At 70.4% G+C, this 19,637-nt stretch carries 11 protein-coding genes; 6 read left to right on the top strand and 5 right to left on the bottom strand.

Annotated elements, in window-relative coordinates; all coding sequences use genetic code 11:
* Positions 1 to 75: 75 nt before the first annotated feature.
* Positions 76 to 2,343 carry a WD40 repeat domain-containing protein gene (locus tag ACZ3KP_RS17255; RefSeq protein ID WP_467500393.1) on the bottom strand — a complete coding sequence of 756 codons (2,268 nt, stop codon included), beginning with the start codon at positions 2,341 to 2,343 and terminating at the stop codon, positions 76 to 78.
* Positions 2,344 to 2,880: 537 nt separating this feature from the next.
* Between ACZ3KP_RS17255 and ACZ3KP_RS17250 the strand changes: the two genes are divergently transcribed.
* Positions 2,881 to 5,697 (top strand): PKD domain-containing protein, encoded by a 2,817-nt coding sequence (locus ACZ3KP_RS17250; protein WP_467500391.1) that lies wholly within the window; start codon positions 2,881 to 2,883, stop codon positions 5,695 to 5,697.
* Between the two features lie 577 nt (positions 5,698 to 6,274).
* Complete coding sequence (locus ACZ3KP_RS17245; protein ID WP_467500389.1) at positions 6,275 to 7,765, top strand: hypothetical protein; 1,491 nt, start codon at positions 6,275 to 6,277, stop codon at positions 7,763 to 7,765.
* 486 nt (positions 7,766 to 8,251) lie between these two features.
* On the opposite strand, the gene dctA is transcribed toward ACZ3KP_RS17245, so the two are convergent.
* On the bottom strand, positions 8,252 to 9,652 hold the full coding sequence (gene dctA / locus ACZ3KP_RS17240) for a C4-dicarboxylate transporter DctA (RefSeq protein WP_467500387.1): 1,401 nt from the start codon (positions 9,650 to 9,652) through the stop codon (positions 8,252 to 8,254).
* The gene (locus ACZ3KP_RS17235; protein WP_467500385.1) at positions 9,649 to 10,767 is read right to left on the bottom strand and encodes a PrpF domain-containing protein; all 1,119 of its coding nucleotides are present in this window, start codon (positions 10,765 to 10,767) and stop codon (positions 9,649 to 9,651) included. Before ACZ3KP_RS17235 ends, dctA begins: the two co-directional genes overlap by 4 nt.
* Before the next feature lie 146 nt (positions 10,768 to 10,913).
* Here ACZ3KP_RS17235 and ACZ3KP_RS17230 point away from each other — a divergent pair, with 146 nt between their 5' ends.
* Entirely contained in the window at positions 10,914 to 11,819 is a 906-nt protein-coding gene (locus tag ACZ3KP_RS17230) for a LysR family transcriptional regulator (RefSeq protein WP_467500383.1), read from the top strand.
* Between the two features lie 239 nt (positions 11,820 to 12,058).
* On the top strand, positions 12,059 to 13,756 hold the full coding sequence (locus ACZ3KP_RS17225) for an RICIN domain-containing protein (protein ID WP_467500381.1): 1,698 nt from the start codon (positions 12,059 to 12,061) through the stop codon (positions 13,754 to 13,756).
* Between the two features lie 74 nt (positions 13,757 to 13,830).
* Here the strand turns inward: ACZ3KP_RS17225 and ACZ3KP_RS17220 are convergent, their stop codons facing one another.
* Both ACZ3KP_RS17220 and ACZ3KP_RS17215 read right to left on the bottom strand, forming a co-directional pair.
* Complete coding sequence (locus ACZ3KP_RS17220) at positions 13,831 to 14,622, bottom strand: hypothetical protein (RefSeq protein WP_467500379.1); 792 nt, start codon at positions 14,620 to 14,622, stop codon at positions 13,831 to 13,833.
* Complete coding sequence (locus ACZ3KP_RS17215; protein ID WP_467500377.1) at positions 14,619 to 15,149, bottom strand: SigE family RNA polymerase sigma factor; 531 nt, start codon at positions 15,147 to 15,149, stop codon at positions 14,619 to 14,621. Before ACZ3KP_RS17215 ends, ACZ3KP_RS17220 begins: the two co-directional genes overlap by 4 nt.
* Before the next feature lie 369 nt (positions 15,150 to 15,518).
* Here ACZ3KP_RS17215 and ACZ3KP_RS17210 point away from each other — a divergent pair, with 369 nt between their 5' ends.
* Positions 15,519 to 17,453, top strand: coding sequence for an autotransporter (locus ACZ3KP_RS17210; protein ID WP_467500375.1), 1,935 nt, complete (start codon positions 15,519 to 15,521; stop codon positions 17,451 to 17,453).
* A gap of 174 nt (positions 17,454 to 17,627) precedes the next feature.
* Positions 17,628 to 19,448, top strand: a complete 1,821-nt coding sequence (locus ACZ3KP_RS17205; RefSeq protein ID WP_467500373.1) for a sigma-70 family RNA polymerase sigma factor — start codon at positions 17,628 to 17,630, stop codon at positions 19,446 to 19,448.
* Positions 19,449 to 19,637: the final 189 nt, after the last annotated feature.

The raw sequence follows: 19,637 nt of genomic DNA, 5'->3' as shown, positions 1-19,637 counted from the left end.
AGGGTGCACGAAGGGGCCGCCCGAAGGCCGGGCGGCCCCTTCGTCATCCCACGGTCCCACTGTCAGGATTGCGGCTCAGCTCCTGACGGTGAGGTACTGCCAGGCACCCCAGGTGCTGACATTGGTGTTGTCCTTGCTGCTGTGAACGTACTCGGCGGCCATGCGGAACTTGCCGTTGATCGCATTGCTCAGGCTCACCGATCCAGCGCCGGTGCTTGCGGAGCCCAGGGCGAAACAGGGCGAGGTGGTCAGCGTGTGCCAGGCGCCGCCGTAGTACTGCTGCACCCGGTAGTACGTGCACTGCCCGGCCTTGTTGGGCGTGACCGCGACGTTGAGCTGCTCCTTGGCCGTGTGGTGGTAGACCCGGTAAAGGGTGCTCCCGTAGGAGGTACTGGTGTAGTACCCGCTCAGCGTTTCGGCCACCTTGACACGGTCGTACACGGTCCGGGCTGCAGTGGCGGGGGCGTAGCGGTAGTCACCGGCGAAGACCGCGCTGAAGACGGTGTTCCGGCTGAGCTTGTAGCTCGCCACCAGGTTCCCGTGGCTGTCCACAGTGCCGGTCTTGACCAGCGTCTTGGTGCCCCCGTAGGGCTGTGCGTAGATCGAGACGGTACGGCCGTTGTAGGTGGTGCCGAGATGAGCAGTGGCCGTGGCCGTCACGCCGTAGGAGTACGTCGAGGCGTTGGTGGTCACCGTCAGGGCCGAGGCCGTGCGCGAGACCTGGACGGTCGCCGATGCGGTGGAGCCCTTGTGGATGTCGTCGCCCGGGTAGCTCACCGTGTAGGTGTTGTTGCCGCCGATGGCCGGGGTGTCGTGGAGGGTGAAGCTGCCGTCCGTACCCACTGTGGCCGTGCCGATGCTGTAGCCGGCGGAGTGGGCCAGGTCCTTCTTGGTGAGCTGGACCGTCTCGCCGGCGGTGTACGGGCCGTTGGCCAGCGTGCCGGTGAGGGTGAGCTGCGCCGTGCGGGTCGAGGTGGCCGGGGCGGTCAAGGTCATCGTGGAGGCCGGCCTGGCCACCTGGACGCTGTACGAGGCGTTCGCGGACAGGTGCTTGGAGTCGCCCCCGTACGAGACCCGGTAGGTGGTTGCCCCCTCGGTTGTCGGGGTGTCCGTGACGGTGAATCCGCCGTTGGCATCCGTGACGGCGTCCGGCAGAGCGATGCCGTCCGGGTTCGCCGAGTCGACCCGGGTCACCTTGACCTGCTGCCCAGCGGGAATCGGGTTCGCCGAGGTGAGCGATCCGGTCAGGCTGAGCTGCCGGGTCGGGACAGTCGTGGCCGGTCCAGCCAGAGTGAGCACGGAGGCGGTCGCCTCGGGGTTGGACAGGACGTGCAGGGTGGGGTTGGCGCCGTAGACGTCGGCCGTGACGGCGAAGAGCCGGCTTTCGTCCGGGGCCCAGGCAAGTCCGGAACTGGCCAGCGTGCCGCCGGATCCGAAGTCGTACGTGTTGATCGGGGACGACTGGTGGGCCTGGTAGACGTAGACGTCCTTGTCATAGGACGCGTAGCTGCCCGCGGCGACAGCGCCGTCCGGCGCGATCGCCACCGAGTTCGGGTAAGCCGTGCTCGGGTAGGTGCCGTCTGCGGAGAGGTCGGAGAGCTTGAAGACCTGGTGGTAGTACGGCGCTCCGGTCGCCAGCACCACGTCCTGCCCGTCCGGCGTGATCTGCATGTCGCTCACGTCGGACGAGTCCTGCAGCCAACGGCGCACGCCGACAACGGGAGTGCCCGAGGACACGTCGTAGCGCGTCAGATAAGGCGGACTGGTGTCCTGGTCAGCGGCGAGGAGCGTCCCCGGCGCCGATGGGTCGGCGGCCAGCGTCGGCGCGCTGTACCACCCGTCGGCGGTGTCGAGGGTGACGCTCGCCGGGTTGCTGCTGGTGTCGATCGACCCGATGTTCCCCTCGGCTGCTCCGCCGTAGCCGAACCAGACCTTGCCGCCCGTGTAGGCGACGCTCCGAGGCTCGCTGCCGGCGCCGGTGCTGTAGCGGTGGGCCTCGTTCAGCGATGTGGTGTCGATGGCCGAGATGGCGTCGCCGTTGTAGAGCGCTGCGTAGACGGTGCTGCCGTCGGGGGACAGAGCCAGGCCGATCGCCCCGGGCTCGTTGTCGATGGTGCGCACAGTGACGCCGTCGTAGTCGGTCACCAGGATGGTGCTGTTACCGACCCCACTGCTGAAGAACAGGTGCTGGTGCGCCGGGTCGACCAGCATGTGCGAGTAGTGGGGCAGCGACAGTGGCACTGCAGTATCGGCCCAGGCATTACTGCTGAGGCCGACAACGCTGGTGGCCAGCCCGGCGAGGAGGGATATCGCCGCCGTGAGCGAGACCTTCTTGAGGCGCATGAAGCTCCCTGCGAAGTAAACGGGAACAAGCATCCGGACGATAGCGCACGCTGTTGGACCGGTTTCCCTCCGCCAGGCAAGCCGGCGGGTGCATTGACAATGGCCTGGCAGCAGCGGAGTTGCGGGTTTCAGGACCCGGACATGAACTCCTTCCATCGGTGCGCCTACGGCTCGGTGGACGAGTGGATGCATACGAACGGCGCCGGTATCTCGGCGGGGCGGCGACCTTCCCGCGCGCCACGTTCACCTCGGTCCACGGTCCGTCTCCGCCCGGCCACCGAGGTGGTCACGGTGGATCGTGCGGAGGTGCTGCCGGAAAGGGTCCGCAACGGTACCTCGTGGGTCTTGATCGTGGTGCCGAGGGAACGATCTTCAAAGCCTGTCAATGCGCTGGTCTGCATGGCCCCCGCCGCAGCAAAATTCCGTGCAAAGTTTCGAATTTTCGACAGACTTGGGCCGTTCGTCGACGTCCGTCGTCCCCAACCTGACCTACTGTCCCGTCAGTTCCAGCGCGAAGGTCCGGAGGGGGACGTATTCATGGGGCGGAAACCAGCACTGGTGGCCCTCGCGGTTCTGCTCATCGGCTGTCCCGCCGCGGGCGTCGCCCATGCGGACACCGTCACGGGCGCGACCTTCTACGTCAACGACGAGGCCGCCGGGTGCAGCGACACCGGTCCCGGTTCGGCGGCGGAACCCTTCTGCCAGATCCAGCCGGCCGCGGACGCCGCGGCGCCCGGGGACACCGTGCGCATCGCGGGCAACAGCAGGTCCTACGCGCCCGTGATCATCAGGTCCACGGGTACCGCGGACGCACCCGTCACCTTCTCCGCCGCAACCGGCGACGGCTCGCTCGTCACCGTCGCAGGCCCGCACCCGGCCACGGCGATCGTCTTCTCCGGTGCCCGGTACGTCGACATGACCGGGATCCGCACCAGGGCCGCCGGGGCGACCGCCCTGGCCGTCGAGGACTCGCAGCACATCACCTACCGCTCCGCCTCCGCACAGAGCAACCTCGCCAACGGCACCGCGGTGATCGCGATCGACGGGTCGTCCTCCGACATCTCCCTCACCCGCCTCAAGGTCGACCAGTACTCCGGGCCGGACGTCAGCAGTGCGGCCGGAGCGCGGAACATCACGCTGGCCGGCGACATCTTCGACGTCGGCGGTGTCTCGGCCGTGGGCACCACGGGCATCGACTTCGCGGGCGACACGTTCCGGACGGTGTGCGGCGCTATCAGTCTGACCGACGGCAGTTCGGGGTCGGTGGAGAACACCGTCGCCCTGCCCTACTCCACGACGCCCTGCTCCGCCACCACGGCCGAGCTCACGGTGGACGCCACCTCCGCCCCTCAGGTCACCGCGGACTACAACGCGCTCAACCCGCCGTCCACCGGGACGAACTACAACTGGGCCGGCACCGCCTACACCACCGCCCAGGCGTTCCGGGCGGGCACCGGCCAGGGCGCCCACGACCTGGACCAGACGGATCTGACGATCCCCGCGGGTGGGCTGCCCGCGGAGCACTCACCACTCATCGACTCGGCCGACTCCGACGCCCCCGGCGAACTGTCCACGGACGTCGACGGCCGTCCCCGGGTCGACGACCCCCTGGTCGCCGACACCGGTGCCGGTCACGACGACCGGGGCGCCACGGAGTTCCAGGACCCGTTCACGGTGAGCGGGCTCATCGTGGGCTACGGGTACGTCGGCGTTCCGACCACCGCCGTGGCGCGGCTGAGCAACCCGTGGTCGGACTCGCTCGACGGCCTCACCTACACCTTCGACTTCGCGGACGGTACGACCGTCATCTCCACCACCGGCTCGGCCACCCACACCTACAGCCAGGCCACGTCGAGCACAGGTGTCCAGGCCTGGGTGGTGGTGAACAGGGCCGACGGCACGAGGGTCGGTGTGGCCGACTACTGGGAACGGGTCGATCCGGTCCCGGACCTCACCCCGACGATCGGCTGCGGGACCGGCCCCTCGCTGCCGGACGCCGCAGGCTGCACGTACGACACCGGCTTCGACCCCTACCCGATCACCAGTGACCGGATCACCTTCGGCGACGGCTCCGCGGCCCTCTCCGTCACCGCCTCCAGCGATTTGGTGCGGCACACGTACAAGGCGCCCGGCACCTACACGGTCACGCAGACGGTCACCGACTCCGACGGGCGCACCGCCACCGCGACCGACCCGCTCACGGTCGGTGCGGCCTTCGTCGCGCACGGTCCCGTACGACTGCTGGACACCCGGTACGGGACGGGCGCGCCCAAGCGGGCCGTCGGCGCCGGCGGTGTGGTCCGCCTGAAGATCCTCGGCGTGGGCGGCGTCCCGGCGTCCGGGGTGACGGCGGTGACCCTGAACGTCACCGACACGGGCGCCACGGCGTCCAGTTACGTGTCGGTCTACCCGGACGGCGCCGCCCGCCCGAGCGCCTCGAACCTCAACTTCCAGGCCGGGCAGGTCAACCCGAACCTGGTCACCGTCCGGGCGGGCGCCGACGGCTACGTCGACCTCTACAACGCACACGGCAAGGTGAACCTCATCGCGGACGTCGAGGGTTACTACACCACCACCAAGCCCAGGATCGATGACGACTCCATGGCCGGCCTGGCCGTGATCACCCCGACCCGGGTGCTGGACACCCGCAACGGCACCGGGGCGGCCAAGGGCGCGGTCGGGCCGCGCACCACCACGACCTTCACCCTGCCGAAGTACGCCCGGGGCGTGGCGACCGTCGGCGCCGTCCTCAACGTCACCGTGACCGGGGGCACCAGCAGCGGCTACGTCACCGTGGACTGCGGCGGTCCCGCCCAGCCGACCGCGTCCAGTCTCAACTACCGGGCCGGAGAGACCGTTTCGAACCTGACCGTCCCCTGCGTGAGCGCCGGCAAGGTCCATGTCTACAACAGCGCCGGGCATGTCCAGCTGATCGCCGACCTGCAGGGGCTGTACACCAACGAGCTGGCGAACGGAGTCGACGACACGCTTGCCCCCTCCGGCGCACCGTTCGTGGCGACCGCGCCCACTCGTCTCCTCGACACCCGCACGGACCTGGGCGCTTCCGCGAAGCCGCTCGGCGCGAACGGCACCCTCACCGTGAAGCTCAGCAAGGTCCCGGCGGGAGCCACCGCCGTACTGGTCAACCTCACGGGCGTCGCCCCGACCGCCGACACCCACCTGACCGCCTACGGCGACGGCACCCTGCCGACCGCGTCGAACGACAACCTCACCGCGGGCCAGACCCGGCCGGTTCTTGCCGTGGTCCCGGTCGGGACCGACGGCTCCATCCGCATCCACAACGCGCTCGGCTCGGTCGATGTCGTCGCCGACCTGGAGGGTTACTACGGCTGAGGCAAGAGCCCCCAGCCCAAAGTCCGCGAGGACACGGCCTTTTGCCTGGGGGCCTGCCCGGAACATCATCCGAGCGGCGGGTCCATGACCCGCCGCTCGGCGCGAGGTCCCGCATGGGCAGACGCGCGCTCGTACGAGGCGCCACCGCCACCGACACCGCCACCGCCACCGACGAGGCAACGGCATCCCGTGCACTCTCGACGGCGCGCTTCAACCGGCTGAGGAGCCCTGCCCTCCAGCACAGGGAAGCGACACCACAGACACGTTGCGCGGCTCCGTGCCCATTGCGTGCCCTTGAGGGCGGACAATCACGGTCACAAGCCGCATACGCGCAGGTCAGGTCATCCAGCTCCTCAAGCTCCGTCGCTTCCCAGGCTGAGAGCGCGAGTTCGGACCGTCGGGCCCCTTCTCGGCGTACCGCTGGTTCGAAGCGTGCCGCAGCGGGCGGGCGATAGCCGATGAGGGGCCAGTGACCGCGACGAGTGCCCCGTGCGCTACGGTGACGTGTTCATGTCGCGCACCTTTGGGGGGTTTGATGCGGCGAACCACAGCAGCCGCGAGTGTCGTCACCGTACTCGTGCCGCTTCTCCTGGCCGGCGCTTCGACCGCGTCGGCCTCGGCCAAGGGGTCGCTCACCGTCAGGACGTTGGACCGGAGCGGCAGGGCGGCCTACGCCCAGGTGGCGGTCTACAACACGAAGACGAACGACTTCCGCTACATCGACAGCAACAAGAAGACGTCGCTGCCCAACGGTAGTTACGAGCTGGTCACATCCTTCGTCGGCGGCAACAGTGTGGATGCCGCTGTCGGCGGTCACAGTGTGAAGGTCTCCGGCGCCACGACGACCACGTTCGACGCCCGGAAGGGCCGTGCGGTAAAGGTCTCGCTCAGCCCGAACCCGGGCGGCGGGTACGACCACATGGTCAGCGCGGCCGTCTGTGCCACCGACAACAGCCCCGCGAACATGAGCATTTCGACTGAGGCCGGGGACCTGTACGTCATTCCGAACAGCAGCCAGGCGTACGAGCTGTCCTACGGCACCACCTACGCGCCGCAGTCGACGACCGGCGGGGACTTCTGGCTGGCGTCCGCCACGCACAGCCGCGGCGTGCCGTCCGGGGTGTCCGCGACGCTCAGGAAGTCCGGGCTGACCACCCTCAAGGTGTCCGCCCGTTCCGGCCCCGACAGCGGGCAGGCGAGGTTCTCGTTCAACGGCGAGCCGACGAGCGGCTACGACTGCTCGGCGTCCATGGACATCCTCGACTTCCAGCGCGACCTGCCCAACTCCTTCAGCGTCCATGTCCCGGCCGGTCAGTGGGAGGTGGGCCAGGAGGGCCACGACTTCATCTACGACGGGTTCCGCAAGTACGCGGCCGGCAAGACCACCTCGCTGACCCTCGGCCACGCGGTCTGGGGGCCAGGCGGGCACCTGCCGTACACCTGGTACCACCAGCTGTACTTCGGGGGCGACAACCCGTTCGCCGACCCCGAGTTCACGGCGGGTGGAGTCCTGGCCTCCGGCACCGTGAAGCTGACCCACGCGGGCAAGACGCTCTACTCGCACAAGTACAGCCCCTCGCAGGAGATCGACGCGCAGCCGCGGATCCCGGGGTCGGGCTGGTACACGATCACCGAAACCGGCCACCGGGCCGGCCTGCCGTCCGGTTCGCTGTCGACCTCCTCCAGCCTCTCCCTGCACTTCTACGCCGACGCCGGCAAGAACCAGCAGATCCGTGACTACATCACCCGGTTCTGGCCCGAGGCGCTGAACTCCAGGAACCAGGCGGCTGCCGGGTCGACCACGACCGTCGACCTGGGCATGCAGCGCCTCGGCACGGACGACAGCACGATCGGCCGTCTGTCGGACAGCGTGAAGTCCGTACGTGCCTGGTACACCACCGACAGCGGCGCCCACTGGACCGCCGCCACCGCGAAGCTGTCCGGCGGCAAGTGGACGGTCGCCGTCCACAACCCGGCCTCCGGCCGTGTCGGCCTACGCTCCACGGTCACCGACACCCACGGCGACAGCTCGACCACCACGGTGTACAACGCGTACGCCGTGAGCTGAGCGCCACCACACCTGCCGCCGCACCAGCCGTCATGGTGGTGGCGGCAGGTGTGACGGCAGGAGCGACAAGAAACATAAATGTCATGCACATGGCCCACCTGCACATGGCCCACGTTCCGGTGACCTCGCTCCTTCTCCCCCGCCGAAGGTCCGGGAAAGCCGGATGACCAGAACACGCGGCAGGCCCACACCCACGATCCCACCGCCGCTGGACCCGGGTCCCGGACCTGCCGACTGCGGGGTCTTCGAGTGTGGACGCGAGCACGGTTTCGGCGTGAGAGGGCAGTGCCACGTCGTTCCGTGGCCGGAAGAGGAGCGCCGCATCGCCGGGGCCGGTCATCCCGGCCGCATGTTCCGGCACCCGGGGGAGGGCGACGCGTTCGTCGCGCCCCCGGTGATGGCATCCGCCCCGGTGGCGGGATCGGGCGGGGCCACCTCGCGTGGGGCCGGCCTGGAGCGGCTGCTCCTGACCGGCCCCACGCGACGTCAGCTTGCGGCGGGGACGGGGGCGTGGGTGGTGGGCACGGGTGTCTCCGTCGGATCGGGCTCGGGTGTCACCGCGGAGGGAGCCGGGGTGGGGGCGTAAGGGATCTCTCCGCGCAGGACGGCCCTGGCGCGGTCCTCGTCCAGCTCGCCCTCCCAGCGCGCGACGGCCAGGGTGGCGACGCCGTTGCCGACCAGGCTGGTCAGGGCGCGAGCCTCGGACATGAACCGGTCGACGCCGAAGATCAGTGCCAGGGCGGCGGGCGGGACGTGCGGCACGGCGCTGAGGGTGGCGGCCAGGGCGATGAAGCCCGAGCCGGTGACGCCTGCGGCGCCCTTGGAGGTGAGCAGCATGACGGCGAGCATGCCCAGTTGCTGGGTGAGGCTGAGGTCGATGCCGAGGGCCTGGGCGAGGAAGACCGAGCCCATGGTCAGGTAGATGGCGGTGCCGTCGAGGTTGAAGGAGTACCCGGCGGGCAGCGTGATGCCGACGACCGGTTTCGAGGCGCCCGCGTGCTGGAGCTTGGCCATCATGCGCGGCAGGACGGGCTCCGTGGAGGAGGTGCCCAGGACGATCAGCAGCTCTTCCCTGATGTAGCGCAGGAAGGGCAGCAGCCGCAGTCCGTTCAGGCGCATCACGGTCCCGAGGACGACCAGGACGAAGAAGAGGGCGGTCAGCCAGAACGAGCCGACCAGCAGCGCCAGGTGGCGCAGGGTGCCCAGGCCGTAGTGGCCGATGGTGAAGGCCATCGAGCCGAACGCGCCGACCGGAGCCAGCCGCATGATCCAGCGGATGAGCGTGAACAGGACCGTGGAGAACTTCTCGACGCCCCGGGCGATGCCCAGGCCGGCCTCCCCGCTGGCGTGCAGGCCGAAGCCGAACAGCACCGACACCAGCAGCACGGGCAGGATCTCGTTGCCGGTCAGGGCGCTGACCAGGGTGGCCGGGATGGTGGCGAGGAGGAAGGCGGCGAAGCCCTCGTGGGCCGTGGTCGCCTCCGGTGGCAGGCCCTTGGTGGACAGGGTCGAGAGGTCGATGTGCAGGCCGCTGCCCGGCCTGACGACGTTGACGACGACCAGGCCGATCACCATGGCCACGGTGGTCAGCACCTCGAAGTAGACCAGCGCCTTCAGGCTCACGCGGCCGACCGCGCGGGCGTTGCCCATGGAGGCGATGCCGTGGACGACCGTGCAGAAGATGATCGGTGCGATGAACATCTTCACCAGCGCGATGAAGCCGTCGCCGAGCGGTTTGAGGTCGGCGCCGACGGATGGCCACAGCCCGCCCACGGCGGCGCCGAGCAGGACGGCGATCAGGCACTGGACGTAGAGGTGGGACAGCATCCGGCGGATGCGGCCCGGTGGCGGGGTGACGGTACCCGGGGCGGCGTCGTTGCGGCTCATGCGGGGCGTCCTTCCAGGACGGGAACGAGGAGTTCGGCTCGGGCGATACGCCGGGCGGCGCGGTGCAGCAGCACCGTGGGGGACGCGCCGTCCGGTGCGGGGACGGCTCGGGTGGTGATCACGCCGGCGGGGGTGCCCAGGCGCAGCGTGCCGTCGGCGGTCCCCCGGGCGACGCGGTGGGCGAGGGTGCCGGGGGTGGCGGCGGCCGTGGCCAGGGCCACGGCGGAGGTCAGGCCGATCGCCGGGTGCGGGGCGTGCATGGAGACCATGCGCACGGCGAGGTCGTACTCGTCCTGGTTGACGAGCGTGCCCTGGGTGGTGCGATAGGGCGCGGGTCGGGCGACGATGCCCACCTTCGGCACCGCGTGGCTGACCGGATCGCCCTCCCGGGCCAGGCCCATGGCCAGCGCCGCCTGGCGGCGCAGCAGGGTCAGCGCGGGCACCGCGGCGGCGAACGCGGTGAGGGATTCCGTGCCGTCGAGGCCGAACGCCTTGGCCTCGAACAGTGCGGCCGGAGCGCCGGCGTCCACCAGGGACGCCTCGACGAGGCCCTCCGGGCCGGTCAGCTCGTCCAGTGCCCGGCCGGTCGGCAGTGCGCGGCCGGTCGTCGAGCCCGCCGGGTCCTGGAACCCGAGCAGGACCGGCACGCCCGGCGCCGAGGTGCCCGGGACCATGGCCGTGCCCTCGTCCGGGGCCACGCCCGCGGGGGTGGGGATCGTGCCGGTGAGGCGGGCCCCGGTGTTGACGTTGAGCATGTGGACGGTGGTGGTGTCCGACGTGATCGGCACGAGACGGTGGTGGACGGCGTACAGGGCCACGGCGGTGGCGCAGTTGCCGCAGTTGCTGGCCCACTCCACGCGCTCGTCGCCGATACCGACCTGCGCGAAGGCGTACTCGACATCCACACCGGCCTGGGTCGACGCCTGTACGACGGCGGCCTTGGAGGTGGTGGAGGAGGCACCGCCCACGCCGTCGATCTGACGGGGGTCGGCGGCGTTGAAGGCGGCGAGCAGGAGGCCGTCCACGTCCACGCCCGTGGCGGCCACGTCGCGCTGGTCGAAGATCCAGCACTTGCTGGTTCCTCCGCGGATCATCTCGCCCTGCAGACGCAGCACAACCGACTCCTCACAGCCAGGGAAGGGGAAGCCCGCCGGCGGTCTCGCCGTGCGTGGTGTCCTCCACGGTGAGTTACGGGAGTGTGAAGTACAATCTCGAAAAACTGGATGGCTATTAAGCTGAAGTGAAACCAGGAGGTGGCGGCATGCTCGACGTCCGGCGCATCCTGTTGTTCACGGAGGTCGCCCGGCGCGGCTCGGTGACAGCGACCGCCCGCGCCCTCAACTACACCCCGTCGGCGGTGTCGCAGCAGGTCAGCCGCCTGGAAGCGGAGGCAGGACAGCCCCTCCTCGAACGCCACGCCCGGGGCGTCACCCTCACCGACGCCGGACGGGCGCTGGCCGAACGAGGGCAGCGGATCGAACGCGAACTGCGGGCCGCGGAGAACGAACTCGCCGACTACGCGGGCCTGCGCGCGGGCACGCTGCGCGTCGGAACCTTCCCCACGGTCGGCGCCTCGCTCCTCCCGCAGGCCGTGATCGCCTTCCGGGACGCCCACCCCGACGTCCGGCTGACCGTCCGCAGCGCCCGCATCGCCGGGCTCTGGACGATGCTGGAGAACCGGGAGATCGAGATGTCCCTCATGTGGGACTACGACTGGAGCCGCATCGACCGGGAGGACATCGTCATCACCCCTCTCCTCGACGACCCTCCGGCCCTTCTCGTCAGCGACCACCATCCACTCGCCGGCCGCGACGCCGCCTCGCTCGCCGACTTCGCCCACGACCCCTGGATCACCCGCGCCGACCATCACCCGGTGGCCGAAGCCCTCGTCCGCGGCTGCCGCGCCGTCGGCTTCGAGCCCCACATCGCCTACGAGGCCCACGACTACCAGGAAGCCCAGGCCATGGTCGCCGCCGGCATCGGCGTCGCCCTCGCCCCGACCCTGGCCCTGGAGGGGATCCGGCCCGGCGTGAACGCCCTGCCCCTCCAACCGCCGGCCCCCATCCGCCGCATCCTCCTGGTGCGCATGGCCGACCACTCCCTCACCCCGGCCGCCCTGACCTTCGCCGGACTCCTCCGCGACGCCGCCGAGGCCCGAACCCCCTGACGCCGGCACGTCTTCGGTCGAAAAAAATTCTCTGGCTCTTCGCGGCAACCTTTTCGGCCTCGCGGACCACTCAGCGTTGTCCGGCCAAGTGGTCCGGTCAGATGCCACGGTTGAAAGAGAGCACAGGCATGCCCCGTGAACGACAGCCCAGACATGTCTCCAGCCCACCACCCGCATCGGTCGCGTCCCGCGCCGACGGTCACGCTCGCGGTGGTCGTCCCAGGCATCGTGGCCGTCGGTTGCTCGAGCGTCGGGGCCTGTGGGCGGCCCTCGTCACGGTGGTCGTGGCCGGCTCGGCCGTCGTGGTCGGCCAGGCTTCGGCGCAGCCGAAGACCCTGGATCTGAAGAAGTGGTACGTGCTGGTCAACCGCAACAGCGGCAAGGTGCTGGACGACCGCGCCTCCGCCAAGAACGACGGCGCGGCGGTGGTGCAGTGGAGCCGTCACGGCGGCCCCAACCAGCAGTGGCGGTTCATCGACGCGGGTGACGGGTACTACCGGCTGCAGAACCGGAACTCCGGCAAGGTGCTGGACGACCTCGGCTGGTCGAAGACCGCCGGCTCCGCCCTCGTGCAGTGGAAAGACCTGAACGGCGCCAACCAGCAGTTCAAACTGGCGAAGTCCTCGGACGGCTACGTGCGTCTGGTCAATCGCTTCAGTGGCATGGCCGTCGATGTCCACAACGCCGCCAAGGCCGACGGGAGCGGTGTCGTCCAGAACCGCGACCGGGGCGGTGCCGATCAGCAGTGGAAACTCGTCCCGGCCGGGAGTGTCGGCAGCTCCCCGTCGGCCACGCCTTCGTCCGCGCCTTCGTCCACGCCTTCGTCCTCGCCGTCTTCCGTGGCCGGTGGCGGCAGCTCGACGACACGCTTCCTCGGCAGCAGCACGGTGCTCATCGGCGGCTCGATGTCCGACGCCTCGGCGGCCGCCGCGCCGTTCGACGTGCGGTACGCCTATGTGCACAGCCAGCCCGCGCCCTCCTCGGACTACTACACGGCAGCGAAATGCCAGGACGGATGGTCGGGCTGGTGGGGCTGCTGGAACGGCAGCACCACGGCGCCCGGCACTTACGTGACCTGGCGGGACGACGTGGTGTCCCAGGCGACGTACAAGGGCAGCGCGCGTCCGCAGAAGATGCTCTGGACCTGGTACTCGTTGCGCGACCTCGGGGACGCGGCGGGCGAGGGCGACGGTCCGGGCGAGGTCAAGGCCATCAACCGGACCGACCTGCTGACCCGTTACCTGAACGACTACCGCTTCTTCCTCCAGAAGATCGGCAAGACGCAGGCCGCGATCGACCTCGAACCCGACTTCTGGGGCTACGTCCGCTCGCTCGGCGATCCGCACCAGGTTGCCGCGCAGGTCAAGAGCTCGAATCCGACGGACTGCGGATCGCAGGAGAACAGCGCCACCGGGCTCGCCCAGTGCCTGATCTCGATGGCGCACAAGTACGCGCCGAACACCGAGGTGGGGATGCACCTGTCCTGCTTCGACTGGGAGACCAACACGCAGGCTTGCGTCACGTCCTACGAGAACTTCGGCGCGAAGAACGCCGACTTCCTGGTCAGCGACGTGTCGGACCGCGACGCGGGCTGGTACGCGCAGGCGGCCCACGGCGGCCGTGACACCTTCTGGACCGACCAGAAGGCCGCCACCACGCTGAAGTTCTGGAAGACGATGGCCGAGTCCGTGGGCAAGCCCGTGGTCCTGTGGCAGATCCCCGTGGGCAACATGGCGCAGAACAACACCCTCAACCACTACAAGGACGACAAGGTGGACTGGTTCTTCGCCCACATGGACCAGGTCGCGAACGCCCACATCGCCGGCCTGTTCTTCGGTCCGGGACAGCAGGAACAGACCTCGGTCGAGACCGACGGCGGAAACCTGATCAACAAGACGATCGCGTACCACAACTCGGGCGGCACAGCACTCAAGTAGGCGAAGCCGACGAGTGCGCCCCCATCTCTTCGATGGGGGCGCATTTCTTGTCACGGTAGGGGACTTGCCGGGGTTCACCGGGTGGGGACGAATCCTCCCCGGACCGACGCGGAGCCGCCCGAACCCCGTGCGTCGACGCGGTAGCCGTCGCCCGCGACACTGCGCACACTGGTGCCGTTGTTGAACTGCGCGGCGAACTCGTGGTTCCCGGCCGGCACGGTCCGGCCCGGCTTGAGGACCCAGAGGTAGACCAGCGTGCCGCCGGCCTCCTGCGTGGTGACGGTGAAGTCGGTACTCGGCAGGGTCTGCCAGGTGCCGGTGTTCTCCACCCCGCCGGTCTGCGCGATCCGGATCTCGATCGTGAGCGAGGTGAGCGGCTGGGTCGTCCTGAGGGTGAGGTCGCTCTGCGTCCAGTAGGCGTTGCTGCGCGCGTCCACCGTGCCGGCCGACGACAACGGTCCGTTCCGGCTCTCGTCGGTGGTCGGCGACGGACTGGTGGCCGACGGAGTCGGGCGCGCGCTGCCCGGGGTGGTGGTCGGGGCCGGCGCGACCGGGGCGGGGTGGGCCGGTGTCGGGTGCGGGGAGCCGACGGTCGGGGACGGGCTGGCAGGCGTGGTCACGGTGGGCGACGGCGACGGCGACGGGGACGCGACGATGGCGGCGACGGCCAGGCCGCCGGTCGCCAGGAGGCCGGCGGCGGCGAGCCCGGCGAGGGCGACCCTGGTCCCGGACCTCGCGAACGGCCGCGCGCGGTGACGGACGGCGGGGCCGGCCATGCCGCGCTGCACCCGGGCCAGCATCCTCGCGCGGTCGGGCCGGTGGGCCTCGGCGGCCTCGCGCAGCTGACGGTCGATGTCCTCGTTCACCGGTTCCTCCTCCCTGGCACCAGGTCCCCGGCCGCTCGTGCGCCCAGTATCCTTTCCAGCTCGGCCATTCCCTTCGAGGTCTGGCTCTTCACCGTGCCGACCGAGATGCCGAGCGTCGCCGCCGTGTCCTTCTCCGACAGGTCGAAGGCATGCCGCAGCACCACGCAGGCGCGCTTGCGGAACGGCAGCCGGGCGAGCGCCGCGCGGACGTCCAGCACGGCCGCCGTGTCCGGCCCCTCCACCTTTTCGGGGCTGCGGGACCAGAACAGCGTGATCCGGCGTCGCTCCCGCACCGCGCTGCGGATCCGTCCCCGCGCCAGGTTGGCCACCACACCGCGGGCGTAGGCGAGCGGGTGGTCGGCCTGCCGCAACCGGTCCCAACGCTGCCACAAGGCGACCAGGGCATCCGCCGCGAGGTCGTCCGCCGCGTCGGTCTCGCCGGTCAGGAGGTGTGCCAGACGGGCGAGTTCGGCATAGTGGCGTTCGAAGAATTCGTGGAACTCCGCGGACGCGTCATCGAGGACCATCCCCCGGTCGCCCTCTCCTGGCAATGATGTGCGCGTTGGTTGCGCGTTTGACAACGGGGAGCGCAGCCTAACAGCGCCCAACCCGGGATTCGAACAGCGGTCGTAATCGGTTGCGGGGCGGTGAAGGCCGACCGACGGTCTGGTCAATGCCGGGCGAACCGGACGCCGGTCGGTTGCGCGGAGTGCTTCGTTTCCCTCATGCCCGTCCATCCGGTGGTTCGACTCGGCCTTCCGGCCCCGGTTGCCTCCCAGTTGCCGCAGCGGACGAGAAGGTTGCCGCCCTTCTCCGGGTTTTTGAGATCCCGGTGGCCGGCGGCCGGTCTTCACGTCCGTAAGGATCACCAGCACTTCAGGAAGCACCTCGACTCGATGAAGCGATCTTGGCACCTTGTCCTGGCGTCGGTACTCGTCGCGGGAGCCGTCACACCGGTGGTCGCGGCGGGCGCCGCGGTCGCCGCGGACGGCGACATCACCCCGGCCGTCCTGGCGAACCGCGACGTCGTCCTGACCGGCGACGCGGTCGTGCGCGTCCCGCCGGGAACCCACACGTACACCGGCGTGATCAGCGGTGAAGGCGCCCTTCGCGTGTCCGGCACCGGCACGCTGGTCCTCGCCAAGGACAGCACCTTCACCCTGCCGCGCTCCCGGCAGCACCGGCGGGTCCGGGTCCCGGGCGGCAACCACCCGTACGTCGTGGTCGGCAGTCCCGACGAGCCCGCGGTCACCGTGGACGCGGGGGCGACCCTCCAGTACGGCACCGGCGGTACGACCGGCCTGATCGGGTCCTTCCCGTACAACACGCCCGGTTACCAGCAGAACCAGGACAACATCCGGGTGGACGGCACCCTGCGTCTGTCGCTGACCCGGCTGTTCAACCTGGGCGTCATCAGCGGCTCCGGCCTGGTCACCCAGCCCCGGAACATGTGGGGAACGCTCCAGATCTGCGGTACCAACCCGTTCTCCGGCATCTTCGACAACGGCACCGGCGTCAACTTCGCGAGCACCACCTGTGCCGCCGCACTGCCAGACGCCCGCTCCGTCGTCAACCGCGGGTCATGGATCATCGACACCCCGCTCGACCACACGGTCGTGGAGCGGCAGAACTTCTACAGCCACGAGTACGGCAACGACGTCAACGTGCACTCCCGCCCGGGCAGCAAGGTGATCCTCACCGGCGTCTACAGCTGGAGTGACAGCGGCGACGGGACGGCGCCGTCGCTGAGCGACCCCGGACTGAACTGGCGGCCCGTGGCCCACCAACTGAACAAGCGCGGCACCAACATCGAGGGCGCCGACGTCCAGTGGGGCGACGGGACCACGCACCAGATCTTCATGCCCGGCACGGCGCAGACCGTCTACATCAACCTGCACGCCAGACGGCAGCGCTCCCGGCTCACCTTCGACTACGACGGACCGGTGACCCTGGGCGCGCCCATCGGCGGCGGCATGTATCACGACACCCTCGGCGCTCCCGGCGCCGGGGACGTCGTCATCGCCGGCACCAGCGGCAACGACGTGACCTTCGCGGCAGCGCAGTACTACGACGGATCCACCACCATCGACAGGAACGCGACCCTCCGTCTCGGCTCCGGGACCGCGGGCGGCGACGGGAGCCTCCACACCGGCGGAGCCCTCGACAAGGTGATCGACGACGGTTCACTCGTGGTCCGCAACACCAGGACACCCACCACCCTCCCGGCGGTGACCGGTGCCGGATCGCTGACGCAGAGCGGAGCCGCCGCCACCACCGTCACCAGCGCCGCCCACACCGGCAACACCACCGTGGCCAAAGGCAGCCTGATCGTCTCCGGGACCTCGCTGCGGACATCCGGCCGGGTCGCTCTGACCGGTTCCTCGGCCGTCCTGGATCTCAGCAAGGCACGCGACACGACCCTGCGCAGACTGCGGGTCGTCACCGGTGCGAAGATCCTCCTTCCCCGGAACTCCCCCGAGCTGACCGTCGGTCCGACGACCGCGAAAGTCTCCGGTACCCGTCTCGCCGTCGGCGGGGCGCACTTCTCCGTCAGCCGGGCCGGCGCCCACACCGTGCTCACCGCTCTCCCCTCCGCCGCCGCGACGACACCGGCGCCCTCCCCGTCCCGGACCGGCCGAGCGGCCACCCCCCTGGGCGCCGCCACCGGCCCCAGGACGGACACCGGCACCGTGGCGGACACCGGCAGCAACGTCGGTGCTGCGTGGGCCGTCACGGGACTGGCGGGCGTCGTTCTCACCGGCGTCGCCGCGGTCTTCGCCTTCGTGCGCGTCCGCTCGCGTCCGCGTACGTCCCCGCGTCACGCCCGCTGATCCCCGGCCGCCACGGTTCCACCGGCCCGCCCATGGCTGTCGGCGCTCACACCCTTACGATGACTTCGCTGCCCCGGTGTGTGCGACACCGACGGCGATCGCCCGAGGGCCCCCGCGACCAGGCTCGGCCGGCGCGAGCGGGGTCGTACCCGCGTCAGGTCGGAGGGAGACCCGATGCCACGGCATGCCGCGCCCGCCGCTGATGTGATAGCCGCGGCCCGGGCCGGCGATCGCGGCGCCCTGGAAGAGCTCAGCTCCCGGACGCTTCCGCTGGTCCACAGCGTCGCGGCGCGCGCGTACCCGTACCGCGACGACGTCGACGACATCGTCCAGGAGACGATGATGCGCATCCTGCGCGGCATCGGGGGACTGGAACGCCCGGAGGCGTTCCGGTCCTGGGTGGTCACCATCACCGTGAACGAGGTCCGCGACCACCTCCGCAGACGCGGCAGGAGGGAGACGACGGGAGCGGCGTTCGACGCGGCCGAGCACCGGCCCGACCCGGCCGCCGACTTCGCCGAGGGGGTCATCCTCGACCTGCGGCTGTCCGGGCAGCGCGAGGAGTCCGTGCGCGCGACCCGTTGGCTCGACGAGGACGACCGGGAACTGCTGTCACTGTGGTGGCTGGAGACGGCCGGCCGGCTCGTCCGCGCCGAGCTCGCCTCCGCCCTGGACCTGACCGGTCATCAAGCCGCTGTACGGGTGCAGCGCATGAAGGAGCGCCTGCACACCTCCCGCGTCATCGTCCGGGCCCTCGCGGCCAGGCCCGCCTGCGGGGAACTGACCCGGCTGACCCTGGACTGGGACGGGGCCCCCAGCGGCCTGTGGCGCAAACGCCTCGGCCGCCATGTGCGGCAGTGCCCGCGGTGCCTGCGCCACGAGGAAGGCCTGCTGGCCCCGGAAGGACTGCTGGCGCCCCTGGCCCTCCTGCCCCTGCCGGCGGCACTGCTGGCCTGGCGCCCGTGGCTGTCCGCGGGAACGCACACGGCGGCGGCCGGCCAGGCCGGCAGCACGGCCACTTCAGGCAGCGGGGGGTCCGCGACGGCGGGGACGGCGGGGCCCGCAGGGACCGCGGGGACCGCAGGGACGAGCCTCACCGTGAAGGCCGTGGTGGGGGCGGCGAGTGCGCTGCTCGCCGTGGGCGGTGGCGTGCTCGTGCACGCGGCCCCGTGGTCCAGCCCGTCGGTGCGTCCGGCCACCGCCCCGACGGCTTCCGGCCGCCCGGCACCCGCGCCCTCGCCCACCGCGGCCTCATCGGCATCGGCTTCGGCATCCGTGGCCGCATCACCGTCACGGTCGGCACCGGTACGGGGACCGGCCGTCTCGCGTCCCTCGCCCCGGCCGCGGTACGGGTCCGTGGTCGACGCCGTGGACAGCGCGCCCCCGCCGGACCGGCCGCCCGCCGCACTGCCCCACCGCCCGGGGACCACGGTGACGATGACGGGGCTGAAGAGACACCTGGACGGCTACCAGCTCGTCCACCGCGGGGACACGGTGGTACTGCGCGGGAAGGGCTACTTCACCGTCCACTGGGACGTGATGTACGGGCTGCGCCCCGGGCTGCTGACCATGCCCTCGTGGACCGGCCTGCGAGGACGGCTGTTCCACGTGGCCTCGGGCGGCGGCCACCGCATGGACGACCGTCAGCCGGGCGCGCCCGCCGACGGCACCTGGATGGGCAACCGGCAGCAAGGACTGGTCACCCTGCCGCCGGGAGCCCAGCAGATGTGGCAGAACGAGTACTACTACCTCGACGGCAGCGTCACACTCCACCTCAACGAGACCCAGGCCGACTACAACCTCGACGTCCTGCCCTCCTCCTGGCAGGAGACAGCCGACGACATCGCGAGTCCGCCGACCCCGCGCTCCGCCGACCGCGAACGGTACGGACTCGTGCGCGACACCGGCCGCGACGACGCCCCCGTACCGCAGTACACCACCCGCTCCACGCCGGCCGACGCGGGCACCGTGCCCCAGCGCTCCGTCGTGTCCTGACCCTGCCGAGTCGTGCCAGGGCGTCGAGGAGGCGCTCGGCCTGCGCGTGGAACAATATCTGTTCCCGTCAAATGAGAAATAGGAGCGGGGTGCGGCGAGTATTCCTCGGCCGCCCGGCGGAGCGGAATTGTTCACCACGCGCGGTCGATCGCCCCGTGCTACTGTCGAACGCGGTTGCAGGTGTGGTTG

This window comes from Streptomyces sp. NPDC020958 (genome assembly GCF_055562175.1).
Note: the sequence above shows the minus strand (reverse complement) of the source record. Positions and strands in the feature narration are given on the sequence as shown.